Here is an 18,757-nt window from a genome sequence, read left to right on the forward strand (position 1 = left end):
AAATTACATTATAGGAAATTTACTTATAAAAATAAATCTATTTTCCAATTACAATATTAAACACCATGGAATAAATAGTCAATAAATAACCTCCCTTATTTTATAAAAAATACCAATTATGTTATATTTACCATTCGTTATTCTTAGTCTATGAATATTTACATAGAGTCTTGTTAAAACTACTAAAAATCACAAAAAAAAAGGATTCTTCCCTATGGAAGTCCTTTTAAAACAAAATTATACTATGCTGATATGTATGTTTATTAGGAAGTTTTCTATACCCAACACATTCAATCACTCAGATTAATTACCAATACAAATTAGCAGAAGAATATCCTTCATAAAGAAAAACAACATACTAAATTGAACAACTTAAAACGTTCCTTCAATCACCTACTTCCAGTGTCCTGCTAAAAACTTGGACAAGTCCAACAATTTTCAAGGAAGCTTCAATTTATTATTCACAGATAACATACGGATGATCACAATCAAAATAACAATGACTGACAATTGAAGTGGGCTGCTCCACCCTGCCCAGATGCAAAGCCCACACAAAAATGTTAAGACAGCATGGATTTCTTCTCTTAGTGCGAGCGGCGTTCTACCCGCTAACAAATCTCGGATCATGCCACCGCCAACACCAGTAAACATAGAAGCTAGAATAATAATACCTAGATCATGATGGAGGCTTTGCGCTAACAATCCTCCTTGTATTGCAAAGGAAGCAAGACCAATCGAATCAAAGAAATAGCCCCAGCGGTTCCAGTGATGAATCCAATTCCTTTTGACAAATAAAATAGTCGTCAGCGTTACTAAAACAACTAATAAGGATTGCCGCTCCCATATATCTGATACTGGTATATCCAGTACGACGTTGCGAATAATGGAACCTCCATAAGATGTAGTAAGTCCAAGCACAAATATACCAATAAAAGAATATTTGGCTTGTAACGCAACAAATGCGCCACTTATCGCATAAGCAATAATACCAATGACATGTAATACTGACCAGGTCACATGATTCAACTCCTCTTTTTTATACCTACACACATAAAAAAGCCCACCATAAAATAGTTGCGTGGTTACTACGCAAGCTATTTTATGATGGGCTAATATTCTAGCAGTTTTACCTACTAATTTATCCATCTCACCATATATACATTCAAAATTCCATAGAAGCTATGCAATATTGCTATGACACAACGACCATAAAATTTCCCAGTGAAATTATAATTGATTTCGTTGTTAAACTCAATATAAAATTTTGATTACAGTGTTTCATACATAATTTGGCCCATTTGGGAAATGTCATAATCACCTAATGCAGCCACTTCAGCTTGGAAATCTGGTGCGTTTAAAATATCCTTCACCGCCTCAATTAGTTGTTGATTTTCAGGCGTTTTTAATAACACAATGTCGTAACGCTCTCTGACAGCGGGTATAAAATCGACAGGGATGAGCTTGGCGATTTTTTCAATCCCAATTCCAACATCTGCATATCCATTTGCTACAGCAGAGGCAACGTCGAGGTGGCTCATTTCTTCATGGGTATACCCTTTAATCATGGATGGTGCGATTTCATGAATACGCAATTGCTCATCTAGTAGAGTGCGAGCACCTGAGCCTTTCTCACGATTAATGAATGTAAATGACTTTGTTTTAAAATCTTCAAATGTGTGGATTTGCAATGGATTCCCTTTTTGAACATAAAAACCTGCTCTACGTGATACAACATTGATGAGGACAAAGGCATGACTCACAAAGATTTTTTTTACATAAGGCGTATTGTAATCTCCTGTATCTCCATCAAACATATGTAAACTCGCAATATCACAGTCACCATGATACATCGCCATGACACCATTAAAACTACCTTCATGTGAACGTAATACTTTCATTGTTTGTCTTTTCTCAAGATATTTTGCAACTATATCCAACACTAAATCTTGCCCACTAATAATAATTTTCGACTGATTTTTAGGTGAAGTAGCTACAGGGGACATAACTGGAGTGGTACCTGTTTTACGTTTTTGTATATAGGCTTGCAAGTCTGCACGATCTACTCGCATTTGCCGCCCCACACGGAAAACTGGCAAATCTCCCTTTTTCACCAAATCATAAATAGTTAATTTTGAAACCTTTAATAATTGTGCAACCTCTTCAATCGTATAGGATTGATCTTGTGACATATAAACATTCTCCTCCTATAAACCTCTCTTTACATGGTAACGCATTTATAGCTTGATGAACATCTTGAAATTTTCTTCCAATACTATCTTTCTTTTTTACTTATAACTGATTATAATTAGTTATGTCTTGTTATAACGAGTTATAAAAGGAGTACAATCATAGTGAAAAAATTTTATAGTTTATTTGCGACACTATTATTACTAGTTGGTCTATTAGTAGGCTGTGGTAACCAAGAAAAAGAGGTGGCAGCAAACGAACCCGTTGAATTAACGATTTCTGCGGCAGCAAGTTTACAGGATGCCTTAGAAGAGCTTAAAACAACTTATGAAAAAGAGCACGATACGATTAAAATCCTCTATAACTTTGGTGGTTCAGGTGCATTGCAACAGCAAATTTTACAGGGTGCTCCTGCAGATCTTTTCTTTTCAGCAGCGGAAGATAAATTCGATGCACTTGTAGAGAAAGAAATGATCGATCAAAAGCAAGGAACGGATCTTTTAGCGAATGAATTAGTCTTAATCGTTCCAAAAGACAATGAAAAACAAATCCAATCCTTCGAAGATTTACAACAAGCAGGAAAAATCGCGCTCGGTACACCTGAAACGGTTCCTGCTGGACAGTATGGTGTGGACACATTAAAGCATATGCAACTTTGGGATTCACTTGAATCTAAAGTGGTGTATACAAAAGACGTACGTCAAGTACTTACGTACACAGAAACAGAAAATGTGGATGCAGGAATCGTCTATAAAACGGATGCCCTAGTATCTGATAAAGTCGATGTCATTGCAACTGCAGATGATGCTACACACGCACCAATTATTTATCCTGTAGGTGTGCTAAAAGCGAGTAAGCATGCGCAAGAAGCAGAAGATTTTTATCACTTTTTACAAAGTGATGAGGCTATGAATGTCTTTAAAAAGTATGGGTTTAAAGGAGCTCAATAAAAAATGAGTACCGATTTCTGGTCTCCACCTAGACTTTCCATTGAGATTGCCTTTGTCGCAGGCATTATCGCGATCATAGCAGGTATTTTCATGGGCAAATGGATGGCAACCCACCATTTTAAAGGCAAGCTAGTACTAGAAACCGTATTATTGTTACCCTTAGTATTACCTCCTACTGTAGTAGGCTTCCTGCTCATCGTCATTTTCGGGAAAAATAGTCTATTAGGAAATTTTATTATTTGGCTATTCGATCAGCCCGTCATGTTCACATGGTGGGCGGCGGTTATTGCTTCTACCATTGTTGCCTTTCCATTAATGTATCAATCGGCTAAAACAGGCTTTGCCTCTGTTGATCGCGATATTGAACATGCGGCACGTGTGGATGGGGCTAATGAACGACAGGTCTTTCTTTTTGTATCAATTCCTCTTGCATTAAAGGCACTCGTGTCTGGCGGGATTTTAAGCTTCACTCGAGCTTTAGGTGAATTTGGGGCTACCTTAATGTTTGCGGGGAATATTCCAGGGAAAACACAAACAACACCGCTCGCTATTTATATGGCGATTGATGCGGGTAACATGACCCTTGCCTGGACATGGGTTTTGTGCATGATAGCTATTTCCTTCCTTTTGCTACTTAGCATTCATCTTCTAAAAGTATAAAAGAGGTAGTTGGTTCAATCCAACTACCTCTTTTTCTCATCCCCCACTGATGGGTGGAATAAAAGCGATTGTGTCACCAGACTTAATGATCGTTGTATCCGTTGCAAATTCCTCATTAATCGCTGTCATCATTTGTTGTAATGATAGCTGTGGATAGTGCTGTTCCATCCACTCTTTCAATTCAGCCACTGTCACATCTGACAGCTCTACAGTTAGCTTAGGCGCACCAACTGCTTCCTGCAAGTGAGCAAATAATAAGATATTAATCACAATTTTCCTCCTTCTGAATGCCTGGTTCCCCTTGCGGATAGGGGACATTTTCTAATTGATCGCCAATCCATTCCGTACCGTCCTCCCAATGCTCTTTTTTCCATATTGGCACAATTTGCTTAATACGGTCAATCGCATACTCATTCGCCATGTAAGCGACTTTACGATGTGGTGATGATACGGCAATGACTACAGCAATATCAGCAATATCTAAATGACCTACACGATGAGTAATGGCCACTTTCGCTTCTGGCCACTGCTCTTGTATTTCCTGCGCAATTTGTTCAAACATTTTAATCGCCATCGCAGGATAAGCTTGATATTCCAAGTGCAATGTTTTTTTACCATTTGTGATTTCACGTACGGTGCCAATGAACAGTGTAATGGCCCCAGCATTTCGACTCAGAACCTTTTGTCTAACTTCCTCTACATCAATGGGTTTATTGATAATTTCAAATAACGCTGTCGTCATGATTCTCTCCTCATTTCCTTCCATAAAAACTCCATATACTGTGCTTTTTCATGTATCGAAAAGGCTGGGACAGTGAGTGAGGAATCCAGTGGATAACTTGGCCAATAGAGCACACAAATGATCTGAGATACTTGCTGTAGTAAAGCTTGATCCTGTGCAGTTCGTACGAGCACAACCTTCGGATAATGTTCATTTTTATACCCTTCAACCAGAATGATATCCATTGGAAGGGACGCATAAAGCGCAAGTATTTCAGACAGCTGCCAGCTATTTTGCTGAATACTCATACGTAAAGTACCCTCCCCCTCCACTGCTGTGACACTCGCACCTGCCAGCTCATGTCGACTACTATCCTTCGAGGCTTCTATCATCGGCACACCACCGTGACCATGATGCTTGATGGTTCCTACTCGTAACCCTTCCGTTGTCGCTCTCCTAATCAATTGCTCCATTAATGTCGTCTTGCCACTATTTTGATAGCCAACTATCTGTAAGATTTTTCGATGTTGTCCCAAGGCCACTCACTTCCTTGCAAATCTTCTAACAATAAGACCGTTACTGACATGCCTTTTTCATAGCCACGCGAGCCTCCCGGTAAGACGATGAACGCATTAGCTGATGCTAAAGAGGAAACTGCACTCGACTTATCAAAACCAGATGGCACAGCCACTAACTGACCTTTTTCATAATAGGCATGTGCTCTTACAAAGCGTGTAAATGGATTAGCCTTTGTGAAATCCTTACCTAAAATAGCTTGCTCTCTACGTAGATGGGGCTGTGAATTACTGTAGGCAGTGCGAATAATCGGACGTACAAAAAGCTCAAAGCCAACATAGCAAGCTGAAGGATTTCCAGAAAGTCCAAATAATAATTGTCCCTCTCGAGCAGCTACTGTAGTTACACTACCTGGGCGCATTGCCACCTTGTTAAACAATACCTTTGCATTTATCGCTTCGTAAATGGCTGGTAAGTAATCGTAATCCCCTACGGAAACGCCACCCGTTGTAATTAACATATCAACTTCCTGTAAAGCTTTTTCAACATTCTCAATACATAATTCAAGATTATCGCTAAACTTGCCAAAATATTTAACTTCTGCTCCAGCGCGCTCAATTTGAGCCATCATCATATACGCATTACTATTGCGAATTTTGCCTGGCTGTAAAGGTTCACCGGGATCTAGTAATTCGCTACCAGTAGCAATCACACCAATGACTGTTTTACGAAAAACAGGTACTTGTTCATAACCAAAAGTAGCGAGTAAAGCCATCACCCCTGGATTAATATATTGACCTTTTTCAATGAGAACAGCGCCTTGCTGCACATCTTCCCCTTTATACGAAATATTGGTTCCCGCTTCAAAGGTCCGTTTAATCGACATATACATTTGTTGATTTTCTTCGAAAGTATGGGTTAATTCTAACATGACTACTGCATCACACCCTTGTGGGATTGGCGCACCTGTCATAATGCGGACAGCTTGTCGATCACCAACTACTTCGTCATAGACATAGCCTGCGCCAATTTCCCCCACAACCTGAAAGCGGACTGGATGTTCTGAGGAGGCTTCTTTACTATCAATGGAGCGAATAGCATAACCATCATAAGGAGAACGATCAAATGCGGGCACATCATGATCAGCTCGAACAGCTTCTGCTATAAAACGTCCATGGGCCTGTGTTAATGGTACAAGCTCCTTTTTTGCTGGGAAGGCATAGTCCATTACACGATGAACCGCTTCTGCCACAGGGATTGGTTGTCTTTTTTCTATCATTTGGTACACTCCTTTATCCTAATAAACGATAATAAATGCTTTTCGCTTTTTCTATATTTTGTATACCATGTATCACTACGCGCCCATCCTGGAAAATCACAATTCGGTAATCGTCAGCTTGGCAAGAAAGCAAATAAGGATTTACCTGAATTTCACCATAGGGACGAAGCTGATTTGCCAACTGCTCGAACGAATAGTGAACTGGCTTCGGAGGGCGTATTTGTACTGCGTCTCGTCCACAAAGTATCTGTAATTTAGTTTGATTTTCATAGGATAAATAAGGGTATGTTGGTTGATTGCCACAAGATGGACAATCAGCTTGCCGTATTTTTTCCACATTGATTTCATAGTGTTGATTTTGCCAAACATCAAACGTTAAATAGCTTTTTCGCAAGGCTTTCTCATCACCAACGAGCAATTTTAAAACCTCTGCCACTTGATAAGCTGCAACGATTTGAACTGTTGGGCTAATAATACCTACCGTATCACAAGTCATCCCTGTATGTGGCATCACGTTTAATAAGCAATGCAAACAAGGTGTTTTGCCTGGCACAATCGTGTAGGTCGCACCATAACTTCCAACACAAGAGCCATATACCCAAGGAATACGATACTTTTGTGCAAGGTCATTCATGACAAAACGGACATCAAAATTATCGGTTGCATCGACCATCACATCGACATCTTCTAACAATGGCAGCAAGGACTCTGTACAAGCATCCATAATGGCAGTATTGATTTCTATCTCTGAGTTGATAGTGTGAAGTCTTGTTTTAGCTGCGATGACTTTTGGCATTTTTTCTTGTGCATCTAGCTCTGTATATAATTGCTGTCTTTGTAAATTACTCCACTCTACGTAATCACGATCAATGAGGGTCAGCTTGCCAATACCAGCGCGCACAAGTGCTTCTGCGCTAGCACTCCCTAATGCACCTACACCAATGATTAGGACGTGTTTTTGTTGAATGGACTGCTGCCCTGTTTGTCCGATGGGATGAAATAATTGTTGTCTAGAATATCTATTTTGCATAAGTATGAGGCCTTTCTTTCTTTGAATTTTCGTTTGACCTTTTCATTTATAGCATTATAATAAAAGCAATGTTTTTCAGCAAAATACGTTTGAAGGAGGTCTTTTACTGTGCATCCCACACATCACCAGCAACTAATCCAAGTTGCTGTTTTAACGGTCAGTGATACACGCACTAAAGCTGATGATCATGCTGGTCAGCGCATTCAATCCTTACTTCAAGAAGCTACATTTGAAGTAGTAGACTACCAGCTAACAAAGGATGAACCACTGGATATTGCCAATCATATCAAGAAATGGTGCAGTGATCACACAATCAATACCATTATCGTCACAGGTGGAACAGGATTTACACCAAGAGACCAAACCTACGACACCATTCTGCCTCTTTTTGAAAAAGAAATGATGGGGTTTGGTGAATTATTTCGAACTCTCAGCTATGAAGAAATTGGCCCAAAAGCAATGTTTAGTCGAGCCACTGCTGGGAGCTGTCAGCAAACCGCCATTTATGTTTTACCAGGTTCTACAAATGCGGTGACATTGGCTATGACGAAGCTCATTCTTCCTACTGTCCAACATTTTGTCGGTGAGTTGAATCGCCTATGAAAATTGCTGGAGTTGTATTAGCTGGTGGTCAATCCTCTCGCTATGGTCAGCCTAAAATGTTTGAGCTGTTTGCTGGGCAGCCTTTATATAAACATAGTCTCACAGCCTTGCAAAAAAATCGGCTAGATCCTATCATTATTGCTACGAACGCGCACTTACAACATCAATTTGGACAGGAAAACGTCCAATGGATCATCGAAAAACAGCCACATCAAGGCCCACTTTTTGCTTTGCATTCTATCATGACAGCCTACCCTGATGTGGAATGGTTTTTTATCGTAGCGAGCGATATGCCTTATATGAATGCCAATTTTATCAAAAAAATGGTAGGGCTGATTGATGACGCCTATGATGCTATTGTTCCTACGCAAGCGCTACGGGATCAACCATTGGCAGCATTATATCGACGTACAGCTTTACCAATGGCAAAGCAATTAACGGAACAAAACAAGCGAAGTATGAAAGTGCTGTTAGAGCAAATTCGTGTTTGCTACGTTCCTTTTGATGACAATAGCACAACATTTGTCAATATCAACGCACAACAAGATTGGTCACAAACGACTAAAAAGGAGTTTAACGATGAATAATTTTACACATTGGAACGAAGAAGGTCGTCCTAAAATGGTCGATATATCCGCAAAAGAAATCACGACACGTACAGCTATTGCTCGCAGTACGATTATTTTATCGGATGCGGTCTATGAAGCCATCCAACAAGGTGGCATTAAAAAAGGTGATCCGACGCAAGTTGCTCAAATTGCAGGGATTATGGGTGCTAAAAAAACGGCCGATATCATTCCTATGTGCCACCCTATCATGCTACAGGGCACAGATTTCCAGTTTGACTATGAAAAAGCGGAGAATGGCTATGAGCTCCATATTCAAGCCACTGTCAAATGTAGTGGAAAAACTGGTGTTGAAATGGAAGCTCTTACTGCTGTGTCCATTGCTGCCTTAACTTTTTATGATATGTGCAAAGCCGTTGATAAAACAATGGTCATTAAAGAAACCTATCTTGTTGAAAAAACAGGTGGAAAAAGTGGCACCTTTGTGCATAAATAAACAGAAAAATTCGGCATCGTTTTGCCGATTTTTTCTGTTTTTTTACACGCTACCCCCCAATGTGAGACATTTCAATTTTTGAATTTTTCCTTTTTGCCATTGTTTGTTCATTGCGTTCATCTGAATAACGATCATTTCTTGTTTCCCAAACGTTCGTAATACATTTGATGATGGCTGCATCATCTTGCCCTGATCGTAACAGCTCTCTTAAATCAGTGCCTTCAGTTGCAAATAAACAAGTGTATAATGATCCTTCTGCTGAGAGACGAGCACGGGAGCAATTGGAGCAGAAAGAATCTGTCACAGACGAAATCACACCAATCTCACCTTGGGCATCTTGATATTGAAAGCGCGTTGCCACTTCCCCCCTGTAATTTGGAGCCACTGGCTGTAATGGAGAAAACTGATGGATATGCTCAATGATGTCTTTTTTGGACACCACATCATCTAAACGCCAACCGTTCGAATTCCCTACATCCATATATTCAATAAAGCGTAAAATATGATGTTTTTCTTTAAAAAATTGAGCCATTGTAACAATGTCTTGGTCATTCTTGCCTTTTTGAACAACCATATTAATTTTTACTTGTAAACCCACTTCTGCTGCCTTTTCAATTCCCTCTAACACCGGCAATACCTTGCCTCGATGACCATTCATCTCGAAAAAACGTTCTTCATCAAGTGAATCTAGACTAACTGAGACTCGAGATAAGCCTGCTTGTGCCAATGGCTGTGCATATTTTTTTAATAAAGAGCCATTGGTTGTTAAAGCAATATCTTCTACACCCTCTATACGATGAATACGGGTAATTAATTCGGGCAAATCACGACGTAGCAATGGCTCGCCACCCGTAATTCGCACCTTTTTCACGCCTAATGAAACAAAGATTTTTACTAATCGTTCTATCTCATCAAAATTTAATATTTTATCAGACGGTAAAAATGCATAATCTGGACCAAATACCTCAGCTGGCATACAATAGCGGCAACGAAAATTACAGCGATCTGTTACGGATATTCTTAAATCTCTTAACGGTCTGTGTAATTGGTCTTGTAGATTCGTCATTTAATCTCCTTCTTTCAGTGCATTCTGAGCTGGTAATAGGATGCGGTGTGGATGTGTATAAATATTCAATGAATGCTGTCGGATAAAGCCTACCGTCGTAATGCCAAGCTGCTCAGCCAATTGCAAGGCTAATTCAGTTGGAGCTGATTTAGACAGCACAATGGCACAGCCTATTTTGGAGACTTTGAGTAAAATCTCCGACGATATTCGTCCGCTAAAAACAATTATTTTATCTTGCATACGGATGTTGTTGCGTAAGCAATAGCCGTAAATTTTATCTAAAGCATTATGGCGTCCAATATCCATGCGACTTAACACAATGCCATTGACATCACATAGTGCAGCATTATGCACACCACCCGTTTTCTTAAAAATGTCGGCACCATCCTGCATCGCATGCATTAAACGGAAGCAATCCTCAGTCGACATTTGCACCTGAACGTCTTCCATTTTTTTTGCTGCTAATGCATCATTCGTAAAAACAAATCCTTGTCGACTCATCCCACAGCAAGAGGTAATATAGCGTTTGTTTTGCGTCTGCTGGTAATAAGGATTGACATGCTTTGTTTTAATATGCACAAAGCCTTCTTTTTCTTGATGCCAAATTTCCTCAATATCCTCAAAGCTACGAATCACTCGTTCAGATGCTAAATAGCCGATAACCATATCTTCTACATACTCTGGTGTACATACCATCGTGACAAATTCTTGCTGATTAATTTTTACGGTCACCGCGTATTCTGAGACGATTAAATCATCCACTTCTTTCACTTGCTGTCCTTCAACTCGCACAATTTTCCTTGTTATTGCTCGCTCCATAAGGCATCCCCTTTATTCACTGATATTCTTTTCAAAAACAAAGACGGAAATCGCAAAATCCTCTTCAATTTTAATATCTGAAAATAGGTGGAGTAGTTTGCTGCCCATCAATTCTTCCATACCCTCTGGTGGTGATTGCGTATATAAATCCTGAATCATACTCGTCCTTGCAGCATGCACCATTTTTAACCCTTCTGGTGTACCGGCAATAAATTTTTCTGTCGGTGTGATATTACCGTATAAAGTAGATACAGCCATATTCTCGACAAAAACGGTATGGATACGTTCAGGTCCTTTACCAAATACTTCCTTGCGTAACTTTCGAATCATGTCATTAAATTCGTGTATTTTTTTAGACATAGCAACGATTCTCCCATCGTAATTAAACTTTTTTAGGTAAATGGTTATGAGGGTCACCCTTACAGTTTGTTAATGATATAGCAACTTTTAAAAAAATAAAAGAGAAAATACTTTTTGATAATAATTCTCATTTAATAAATTTTATGATAAATATTGTTCATTTTGAAGGAAAGAGCTATAATATTCATATCACAAATGGAATTGATTTATTTTGATCCCTATGTCACGATGTTGCATATTGTTTTTAATATTTGAATTCTATTGTTATTAAAAAATAAAAGTAGATTGAGTTTTTAGCAAGGCCTGCTAAGAATTTTATCCACCATGAATCATTAGCATGTCTTGGACATGTTATTTCATGGTGGATTTTTTATTTTTTTAAAAACCGAGACATGGATAACTTGTTATGATCTAGCAATTTGCCTATTTTGAGGTAGCTTCAAGAACAATTGGGAATTACAATGATAACAAGACAATCTTTTCAAAAATAACCAACTCGATTTGTTATTCCCTTTTTGTCTTAAGCTGCAACATGTTGTCCGATTAGTCTCAAAGTGCAAAAGGAGGAAGTTATCTTGACTCAAATTAATATTAATGGCGTATCGTATGATGTAAAAGAAGGAGCTACAATACTTGATACCATTAATCAACATGACATTCCGCATCCGCAGATCTGTCATGTGCCTGCTGTTGATCCAATCGAAACATGTGATACATGTATCGTGGAGGTGAACGGTCAATTAGTTCGTTCCTGCTCCACAAAGGCAGTAGACGGCATGAATGTTTTATTAACTTCTGACAAAGCAAAAGCAGCACAAACAGAAGCGATGGATCGTCTACTCGAAAATCATTTACTGTACTGTACAGTTTGTGATAATAACAATGGAAATTGTGCATTACACAACACGGCCGAAATGATGGAAATCGAGCATCAAAAATATCCTTACCAACCGAAAGTGGAACCTCATGAAGTGGACATGTCACACCCGTTTTATCGATATGACCCTAACCAATGTATCGCTTGTGGTCAGTGTGTAGAGGTTTGTCAAAATTTACAGGTGAATGAAACATTATCCCTCGATTGGGAAGCCGAAAGACCACGCGTCATATGGGATACTGGCGTTGCAATTAATGATTCTTCCTGTGTAAGTTGCGGTCAATGTGTAACCGTTTGTCCATGTAATGCCTTAATGGAAAAATCCATGCTTGGAGAGGCTGGATTTATGACTGGTCTGAAACAGGATATGTTAGATCCGATGATCAGTTTAATTAAGGAAGTTGAACCGGGCTATAGCGGTATTTTTGCCGTTTCCGAAGTGGAAGCAGCTATGCGTAGTAAACGTACTCGAAAAACAAAAACAGTATGTACTTTCTGTGGTGTAGGTTGTTCATTCGAAGTTTGGACAAAAGACCGTAAAATTTTAAAAGTACAACCTTCCGAAGGTCCCGTTAACGCAATTTCTACTTGTGTCAAAGGGAAATTTGGTTGGGACTTCGTTAATTCTGAGGAACGAATTACTAAACCGCTTATTCGTAAAAATAATGAATTTGTTGAATCATCATGGGATGAGGCACTCGATTTAATTGCCACAAAGCTTGGTGGTATTCAGCAGCAATTTGGTTCTGGTTCGGTCGGCTTTATCTCCTCTTCTAAAATTACAAACGAAGAAAATTATTTGATTCAAAAAATGGCACGTCAATTGTTTGAAACAAACGACGTCGATAATTGTTCCCGTTATTGTCAATCCCCTGCTACTGACGGTTTATTACGTACAGTAGGTTTAGGTGGTGACGCGGGTACGATCAAAGATATTGCCAAGGCTGGTCTTGTCATCATTGTTGGGGCTAACCCAGCTGAAGGACACCCTGTTTTAGCGACGCGTGTGAAACGTGCGCATAAATTACATGGTCAGAAATTAATTGTTGCTGATATTCGTAAACATGAAATGGCCGAGCGCTCAGACATTTTTATGCGTCCGAAGCAAGGGACTGACCAAGTTTGGTTAATGGCCGTTACCAAATATATTATCGATCAAGGATGGCACGATGAAGCCTTTATTCAAGAAAACGTCCTACATTTTGATGATTTTAAACAAGTACTTGGAACATATACACTTGATTATGCGCAAGAAATGACGGGTATTAGTAAAGAAACATTGATCGAAGTGGCTGAAATGATTCGCGATGCAGATGGTACATGTGTGCTTTGGGGTATGGGTGTAACACAAAATACAGGTGGCTCTTATACATCCGCTGCGATTTCAAATTTACTTTTAGCAACGGGGAACTATCGTCGTCCAGGTGCTGGGGCCTATCCTCTTCGTGGACATAACAATGTTCAAGGTGCATGTGACATGGGGACATTACCAAATCTCTTGCCAGGCTATCAAAAAGTGATAGATGATGAGGCACGTGCAAAATTCGAAAAAGCCTATGGTGTTAACATTCAACCACAACCAGGTAGAACGAACATGCAAATGTTAGATGCGATTATGGAAGGTAAAATGAAAGCCATGTATTTAGTGGGCGAAGATATGGCGCTTGTTGACTGTAATGCCAACCATGTAGATGAAGTTCTTTCCCAACTAGACTTTTTTGTTGTCCAAGATTGTTTCCTATCACGTACAGCACAATATGCAGATGTTATTTTACCTGCTGCGCCTTCCCTTGAAAAAGAAGGTACATTCACGAATACAGAACGTCGTGTTCAGCGCCTGTATCAAGTTTTACCGACACTTGGTGAGTCAAAGGCAGACTGGGAAATTCTTCAAGCAGTTGCACGTCGTTTAGGTGCCGATTGGCATTATAATCACCCAAGTGATATTTTTGATGAAATGGCTAGCTTGTCCCCTCTATTCTCACATGCCAACTATGATGTCTTAGAGGGCTGGGGTAGCTTCTGCTGGGGTAGCCATGATGGTAAAGATACACCTTTACTATATGAAGATGGTTTCAATTTCCCTGATAAAAAAGCTCGTTTTGCTTTAAATGATTGGGTGCAACCTGTGGAATATGAGGCACAGTACGATTGTCTTATTAATAATGGTCGTATGCTTGAACACTTCCATGAAGGAAATCTAACAAATAAATCGAAAGGTATTCAATCGAAAGTACCTGATATTTTCGTTGAAGTATCACCGGAACTGGCGAAGGAACGAGGTATTGCAGATGGAGCCTTACTTCGTTTAGTATCTCCTTATGGTGCATTAAAGCTAAATGCTCTTGTCACAGATCGCGTGCAAGGAAACGAATTATTTTTACCGATGAACTCCGTTAATAAAGATTCAGCTATCAACTTCTTAACGGGCCCTGCAGCAGATGTGAATACATCAACACCAGCTTATAAACAAACAAAAGTACGAGTTGAAGTGCTAAAAGCAAAAGGAAAATCACCACTTCCTCGTACGAACCCACGCTATAAAAAGCGTCATCCTCAAAATGGTGTTGAGGTTCATCGGAAATGGAATCGTCCTGGCTACGTTCACTTAACAACTATTAACGAAAGAGAGTGAGAGCATGGCTGTACCCATTACAAGCATTAAAAAACAACAATTGACGGAAGAACAACTAAAGGAACAAAAATTAGACAATCTAAAAGAACTGCTTTCTGATAATGAAGAAGCCGTTAATCAAGTGTTTAGTATTATGGCTGAATTGAATGATATAGGTGCACTAGAAGCAGCTATGAAGCTACTAGAAGCGAAAGAGGATGTGGCCCATATTGCACTTGGACAATTAACTCGTAAGCCTGTAACCAATATCATTAATAATTTAATGGGCGTTGCAGGAGCATTGACGGAGCTAAATCCAGAAACAACAACTAAGCTAATTGATGGCTTAAATTCAGGTGTAGATGAAGCGAGCAAAGCACTTGAATCCAATGAAAAAGTAAGTGCCTTTAAGCTCATGAAAATGTTAAATGATCCAGATGTCAATCGTGCGCTCAATTTTGGAGTCCATTTCTTAAAGGGACTTGGCAAAGGCTTAAAAGAATAAGGTGGTTCCGACATGTTAGTAAAAGAAGATGTTATCAACGCATTACAACAAGTAGAAGATCCAGAGCTTCATCAGAGTATCGTCAAATTGAATATGGTGCGTAATATTCAAATAAACGGCACCCATCTATCGCTGGATATTATTTTAACCATTCCAGGTTGTCCTTTAAAAGCTAAAATCCAGCATGATGTGGAAAAGGCATTACAAGCGATTGGTGCCTCCAGTGTTGCCATTACCTTTGGGGCTATGACAGATCAGGAACGTCGTACATTAACTGCGTCTCTACAAGCGAAAAATGTGACAGAGCAAGGAATGCCGAACATGCTGCTACTTAATTCTGGTGTGCAATTCATTGCCATCACAAGTGGTAAAGGCGGTGTTGGGAAATCGACTGTGACCATTAATTTAGCAGTCGCCCTTGCCCGTCTTGGCAAACGTGTAGGAATACTTGATGCGGATATCTATGGCTTTAGTATTCCTGCTATGATGAACATTGACCAAAAACCTACCATGCTTGATCAAACAGCTATTCCAGTAGAAAGTCATGGGGTTAAATTAATGTCGATGGGCTTTTTCACCAATGACAACCAGCCTGTTATGTGGCGTGGCCCCATGCTCAACAAATGGATTCGCAATTTCCTTGTCAACACATTATGGGGAGATTTGGACTATCTCCTGATAGATTTACCACCAGGGACAGGCGATGTGGCCATTGATATGGCAGCCATGATTCCTCAGGCACAGGAAATCATTGTAACAACACCACATCTTGCTGCTTCTCACGTCGCATCCCGTGCAGGCTTGATGGCTCAACATACGAAACATACTATTCTTGGTGTTGTTGAAAACATGGCTTATTTTGAAGGAGCAGATGGTCAAAAAAACTATCTGTTTGGACAAGGTGGAGCCGATCAGTTAGCAGATTTACTGCAAACACAAGTAATCGCCCATGTTCCTTTCGCTCAGCCTGAAGAAAATACAGGCTCATCAGTATATGAGGAAGAAACGATTATCGGTGAGATATTTACTAACCTAGCAGAAGATTTGCTTTACCAATAAAACAAAAATCCCTTGATTTGCTTTTACACAAATCAAGGGATTTTTCTGTCACAAATAGCCTGCCTTTTTTAACACTTGCATGAAATAAAAACGGTATGTATTTTGAACGAAGGTATCTAAAGGTAGTCCAACATTGACCTGGTATTTCGTAAAAATAAAATAAAACCGTTTATCCCACTTTAAACGCAGGAGCTCTCCTGCCGCTTCACCATATTTCGTAGTAAATTCCTCAATCAAAGGCTCAATCATCTCATAACAATAGTCTTTTAAATGGGCGAGTGCTTCAATATCTTTATCCCTTTGAAAGCGTATAATCCAATCCACTAATTGCTCATTCATGTTTGTACGTCATCCTTTTACATAGAGTTTCTTCCTATTAAATTATACTCCTTTTTTACAGAATCGAAAAATGAACAGTTTTTTCAAATAGATGGTTTTAACTTGTTGTCAAAAGGATAAACATTGGCATTCGCCACTAATCAATAGGTCGATTCCACCGCAGATGATATTGAACATTCCTCTTTTTCGTTTCTTTATCCAATACTAATAATCTGTCACCTGCTTGAATAACATAGGTCTCCTCTAATGTACGTATACCAGGTTGTTGTTGCTCAGGATTGATAACACCTATATTTTCTTCCCACAATACTTGATGATTGTTCATATCATAAAACAAAACCATATGGTCAGCACTTTCCCGCTGTGTTTGACGATAAGACACGAGAGCTGTTTTTTTTGCGATATCCACATCAATCACTTTAGGTTCTAAATTTTGGTAGGCTTGAATGGCTGGCTCTGTTAGAACATCCTGACTAAAATCTTGAATTACCTGATAGTCCTCTACAGACTGTGGGTGTGTGGCAAAATATCCAGGCAACCCTGTCTCAATGAAGAAACAAGCTGCTAGGAAATCTTGAGCTTTTGGGTTCTCACTTAAAGTTTCACCGTCAAAGTGATAGAATTTGCCATCGACACCCTCCAAATATAAATTATTTTGTAAAATAACCATCTGATGTGCACCATTACTTAATTTATCTATTAATGGCTGATATTGCTGACGAAATTCTTGCTCAGAAAGTATTTCCTTTCCTGTTGCTATATCTAACAATGACAATTGACCAAACTCATCATCACGATGATGAACAAGAAGACCACCCATAAAATTCCCGATCAATGTATCTTTATGGGAAGCTGATTTTGTCCATTGCTTTTCACCTGTCTCTAAATTCACAGCCACAATGAGATAGTGAGCAATCAAATGCGTAATGCCATTCGATGTTCCATTATTTTCAGAGCCCTGCACCATTTGGACAGCGATGTGTTGTGAATCATCTGTATAAATGGGAGAATCAGATTTTATAGGAAAGCTTCTCCCCGCTAAGCCAAAAACAATCATGACTAGATTGCTAACCACTATAAATAAAACTAGTAAAATGCTAGAAATAACAAGGCTTTTACGTCTAATAACGATAAACAATAACAGTAAAAATCCTAATCCCAACACGATACATAAAAAAATATCGTGCATCAGCCAGCCATTCAAACGCCATGAATACGTATATCGTTGAAGAAATTGTTCCACCTCTCTACCTCCTCTAACAGCGATTAACTAAAATCTGAATATAGCACATAACAGTCACATTCCAAGCACTGAAATAAATAGCCTTGATGATGACCATTGTTCGTTAACGATGCTGAAAGTTCATCTTTCGGAAAGCCTGTATAATTATCAAATTGATCCTCGATACCTAGCTCCACTATATCACTCCAGCCAACGTAGCCGATAAACGCACAATAGTCCGAACAATGAGCTACCCAATTATTGCCCTGCCAGCTTACGTAGCCGGGCGTTCGATAGAGAATTTCTTGTACAAAGGCCGAGTTAGTAACCTGTTCATCATCCATTAAATCTTGCTGGAAAGAGCCATCATATTTTTGGGCAGCCTTTCCACTGTGGATGCAAGAAGGACAAAGATAATCTACATCCTCAATAGCGTAAATACCTCCTGTGTAATAGACATCCACTTGCTGTTGACAGCAATCACAGACAACGATTTCACCTGTTTCAAAAATTTTCGCCTCTAGCGGTTTAGGAACATATTTAAAGGTTGGAATGATTGTTTGAGTTGGCTGTTGGTCCCTTATTTTTCGTGGTAGCAAAGCATTCACCAAATTCGGTTGATTTATGTAGGTTTGCAGAACACCATATTTTTTTCGATCTTTTTTATCAGCTTTATTCATAATGGTCGTAAAAAGCTGATAAGCCTCTAGGTACATCCTAAGTAAGCAATAGACTTCTACTAGTAGCCTTAACGTTTCTTCCGTTTGCTGCTCCTGCTTTAATCGCTCTTTGAAAACATGCATCTGATTAATCGTTATCGGATCTGAAGGATGAAATTTTTGTCTTAGCTCATGCCATTCCTCAGCAATTGTCATAAAAAATAGACCT

General features: G+C 39.3%; 21 protein-coding genes. 8 read left to right on the forward strand and 13 right to left on the reverse strand.

Annotated elements, in window-relative coordinates; translation table 11 throughout:
• Positions 1-438: 438 nt before the first annotated feature.
• Both V6670_RS12960 and V6670_RS12965 read right to left on the reverse strand, forming a co-directional pair.
• Complete coding sequence (locus V6670_RS12960) at positions 439-1,017, reverse strand: TRIC cation channel family protein (protein ID WP_036120593.1); 579 nt, start codon at positions 1,015-1,017, stop codon at positions 439-441.
• Positions 1,018-1,268: 251 nt separating this feature from the next.
• Complete coding sequence (locus V6670_RS12965) at positions 1,269-2,189, reverse strand: helix-turn-helix transcriptional regulator (RefSeq protein ID WP_338651350.1); 921 nt, start codon at positions 2,187-2,189, stop codon at positions 1,269-1,271.
• Between the two features lie 162 nt (positions 2,190-2,351).
• Here V6670_RS12965 and modA point away from each other — a divergent pair, with 162 nt between their 5' ends.
• Both modA and modB read left to right on the forward strand, forming a co-directional pair.
• Positions 2,352-3,137, forward strand: coding sequence for a molybdate ABC transporter substrate-binding protein (gene modA / locus V6670_RS12970; RefSeq protein ID WP_338651351.1), 786 nt, complete (start codon positions 2,352-2,354; stop codon positions 3,135-3,137).
• 3 nt (positions 3,138-3,140) lie between these two features.
• Positions 3,141-3,797, forward strand: coding sequence for a molybdate ABC transporter permease subunit (gene modB / locus V6670_RS12975; RefSeq protein ID WP_338651352.1), 657 nt, complete (start codon positions 3,141-3,143; stop codon positions 3,795-3,797).
• A 36-nt stretch (positions 3,798-3,833) separates the two neighbouring features.
• Here the strand turns inward: modB and moaD are convergent, their stop codons facing one another.
• From moaD to V6670_RS13000, 5 genes are read right to left on the reverse strand one after another with little or no spacing between them, the layout of a single operon-like run.
• A complete protein-coding gene (gene moaD, locus V6670_RS12980; RefSeq protein WP_141903735.1) occupies positions 3,834-4,067 on the reverse strand; it encodes a molybdopterin converting factor subunit 1 in 234 nt (77 codons plus the stop codon).
• Positions 4,060-4,539, reverse strand: a complete 480-nt coding sequence (locus V6670_RS12985) for a molybdenum cofactor biosynthesis protein MoaE (RefSeq protein ID WP_141903734.1) — start codon at positions 4,537-4,539, stop codon at positions 4,060-4,062. Before V6670_RS12985 ends, moaD begins: the two co-directional genes overlap by 8 nt.
• On the reverse strand, positions 4,536-5,054 hold the full coding sequence (gene mobB, locus V6670_RS12990; protein WP_338651353.1) for a molybdopterin-guanine dinucleotide biosynthesis protein B: 519 nt from the start codon (positions 5,052-5,054) through the stop codon (positions 4,536-4,538). Before mobB ends, V6670_RS12985 begins: the two co-directional genes overlap by 4 nt.
• Entirely contained in the window at positions 5,024-6,310 is a 1,287-nt protein-coding gene (gene glp / locus V6670_RS12995) for a gephyrin-like molybdotransferase Glp (protein WP_338654625.1), read from the reverse strand. Before glp ends, mobB begins: the two co-directional genes overlap by 31 nt.
• A 16-nt stretch (positions 6,311-6,326) precedes the next feature.
• Complete coding sequence (locus tag V6670_RS13000; RefSeq protein WP_338651354.1) at positions 6,327-7,343, reverse strand: thiazole biosynthesis adenylyltransferase ThiF; 1,017 nt, start codon at positions 7,341-7,343, stop codon at positions 6,327-6,329.
• 108 nt (positions 7,344-7,451) lie between these two features.
• Here V6670_RS13000 and V6670_RS13005 point away from each other — a divergent pair, with 108 nt between their 5' ends.
• The 3 genes from V6670_RS13005 to moaC are packed head-to-tail and all read left to right on the forward strand — an operon-like array spanning position 7,452 to position 9,008.
• Positions 7,452-7,946 carry a MogA/MoaB family molybdenum cofactor biosynthesis protein gene (locus V6670_RS13005; protein WP_338651355.1) on the forward strand — a complete coding sequence of 165 codons (495 nt, stop codon included), beginning with the start codon at positions 7,452-7,454 and terminating at the stop codon, positions 7,944-7,946.
• Positions 7,943-8,533 carry a molybdenum cofactor guanylyltransferase gene (locus V6670_RS13010; protein WP_338651356.1) on the forward strand — a complete coding sequence of 197 codons (591 nt, stop codon included), beginning with the start codon at positions 7,943-7,945 and terminating at the stop codon, positions 8,531-8,533. The genes V6670_RS13005 and V6670_RS13010 overlap by 4 nt, the downstream gene beginning before the upstream one ends.
• Positions 8,526-9,008 carry a cyclic pyranopterin monophosphate synthase MoaC gene (gene moaC / locus V6670_RS13015; RefSeq protein WP_036120641.1) on the forward strand — a complete coding sequence of 161 codons (483 nt, stop codon included), beginning with the start codon at positions 8,526-8,528 and terminating at the stop codon, positions 9,006-9,008. Before V6670_RS13010 ends, moaC begins: the two co-directional genes overlap by 8 nt.
• 49 nt (positions 9,009-9,057) lie before the next feature.
• On the opposite strand, the gene moaA is transcribed toward moaC, so the two are convergent.
• From moaA to V6670_RS13030, 3 genes are read right to left on the reverse strand one after another with little or no spacing between them, the layout of a single operon-like run.
• Positions 9,058-10,074: a GTP 3',8-cyclase MoaA gene (gene moaA, locus V6670_RS13020; RefSeq protein ID WP_338651357.1), complete on the reverse strand. Its 1,017-nt coding sequence runs from the start codon at positions 10,072-10,074 to the stop codon at positions 9,058-9,060.
• Complete coding sequence (gene fdhD, locus V6670_RS13025; protein WP_338651358.1) at positions 10,075-10,893, reverse strand: formate dehydrogenase accessory sulfurtransferase FdhD; 819 nt, start codon at positions 10,891-10,893, stop codon at positions 10,075-10,077.
• Positions 10,894-10,905: 12 nt separating this feature from the next.
• Positions 10,906-11,253: a DUF2294 domain-containing protein gene (locus V6670_RS13030; RefSeq protein ID WP_338651359.1), complete on the reverse strand. Its 348-nt coding sequence runs from the start codon at positions 11,251-11,253 to the stop codon at positions 10,906-10,908.
• A gap of 575 nt (positions 11,254-11,828) precedes the next feature.
• Here V6670_RS13030 and fdhF point away from each other — a divergent pair.
• Genes fdhF through V6670_RS13045 form a run of 3 tightly spaced genes read left to right on the forward strand, consistent with a single transcriptional unit; the run spans position 11,829 to position 16,308 of the window.
• Entirely contained in the window at positions 11,829-14,765 is a 2,937-nt protein-coding gene (fdhF, locus tag V6670_RS13035) for a formate dehydrogenase subunit alpha (protein ID WP_338651360.1), read from the forward strand.
• Positions 14,766-14,769: 4 nt separating this feature from the next.
• Positions 14,770-15,249 carry a DUF1641 domain-containing protein gene (locus V6670_RS13040; RefSeq protein ID WP_058844573.1) on the forward strand — a complete coding sequence of 160 codons (480 nt, stop codon included), beginning with the start codon at positions 14,770-14,772 and terminating at the stop codon, positions 15,247-15,249.
• A gap of 12 nt (positions 15,250-15,261) precedes the next feature.
• Entirely contained in the window at positions 15,262-16,308 is a 1,047-nt protein-coding gene (locus tag V6670_RS13045; RefSeq protein ID WP_058844572.1) for an Mrp/NBP35 family ATP-binding protein, read from the forward strand.
• 48 nt (positions 16,309-16,356) lie between these two features.
• Here the strand turns inward: V6670_RS13045 and V6670_RS13050 are convergent, their stop codons facing one another.
• The 3 genes from V6670_RS13050 to V6670_RS13060 all read right to left on the reverse strand — a co-directional run bounded on the left by V6670_RS13050 (position 16,357) and on the right by V6670_RS13060 (position 18,744).
• Positions 16,357-16,647, reverse strand: coding sequence for a hypothetical protein (locus V6670_RS13050; protein ID WP_338651361.1), 291 nt, complete (start codon positions 16,645-16,647; stop codon positions 16,357-16,359).
• A 136-nt stretch (positions 16,648-16,783) separates the two neighbouring features.
• Positions 16,784-17,890 carry a PA2928 family protein gene (locus V6670_RS13055; protein WP_338651362.1) on the reverse strand — a complete coding sequence of 369 codons (1,107 nt, stop codon included), beginning with the start codon at positions 17,888-17,890 and terminating at the stop codon, positions 16,784-16,786.
• Positions 17,891-17,913: 23 nt separating this feature from the next.
• Positions 17,914-18,744 (reverse strand): CbrC family protein, encoded by an 831-nt coding sequence (locus V6670_RS13060; protein ID WP_338651363.1) that lies wholly within the window; start codon positions 18,742-18,744, stop codon positions 17,914-17,916.
• Positions 18,745-18,757 lie beyond the last annotated feature (13 nt).

This window comes from Lysinibacillus sp. Y5S-8 (assembly GCF_036894365.1).
Lineage (GTDB): Bacteria > Bacillota > Bacilli > Bacillales_A > Planococcaceae > Lysinibacillus > Lysinibacillus fusiformis_D.

Bases quoted from the DNA above. Each gene is read 5' to 3' on its own strand.
- V6670_RS13060 (WP_338651363.1), bottom strand. From the start codon at position 18,744: ATGACAATTGCTGAGGAATGGCATGAGCTAAGACAAAAATTTCATCCT.
- V6670_RS12965 (WP_338651350.1), bottom strand. From the start codon at position 2,189: ATGTCACAAGATCAATCCTATACGATTGAAGAGGTTGCACAATTATTA.
- V6670_RS13000 (WP_338651354.1), bottom strand. From the start codon at position 7,343: ATGCAAAATAGATATTCTAGACAACAATTATTTCATCCCATCGGACAA.
- V6670_RS12985 (WP_141903734.1), bottom strand. From the start codon at position 4,539: ATGACGACAGCGTTATTTGAAATTATCAATAAACCCATTGATGTAGAG.
- moaC (WP_036120641.1), top strand. From the start codon at position 8,526: ATGAATAATTTTACACATTGGAACGAAGAAGGTCGTCCTAAAATGGTC.
- V6670_RS13050 (WP_338651361.1), bottom strand. From the start codon at position 16,647: ATGAATGAGCAATTAGTGGATTGGATTATACGCTTTCAAAGGGATAAA.
- V6670_RS13010 (WP_338651356.1), top strand. From the start codon at position 7,943: ATGAAAATTGCTGGAGTTGTATTAGCTGGTGGTCAATCCTCTCGCTAT.
- V6670_RS13045 (WP_058844572.1), top strand. From the start codon at position 15,262: ATGTTAGTAAAAGAAGATGTTATCAACGCATTACAACAAGTAGAAGAT.
- moaA (WP_338651357.1), bottom strand. From the start codon at position 10,074: ATGACGAATCTACAAGACCAATTACACAGACCGTTAAGAGATTTAAGA.
- fdhD (WP_338651358.1), bottom strand. From the start codon at position 10,893: ATGGAGCGAGCAATAACAAGGAAAATTGTGCGAGTTGAAGGACAGCAA.
- V6670_RS13030 (WP_338651359.1), bottom strand. From the start codon at position 11,253: ATGTCTAAAAAAATACACGAATTTAATGACATGATTCGAAAGTTACGC.
- V6670_RS13040 (WP_058844573.1), top strand. From the start codon at position 14,770: ATGGCTGTACCCATTACAAGCATTAAAAAACAACAATTGACGGAAGAA.
- modB (WP_338651352.1), top strand. From the start codon at position 3,141: ATGAGTACCGATTTCTGGTCTCCACCTAGACTTTCCATTGAGATTGCC.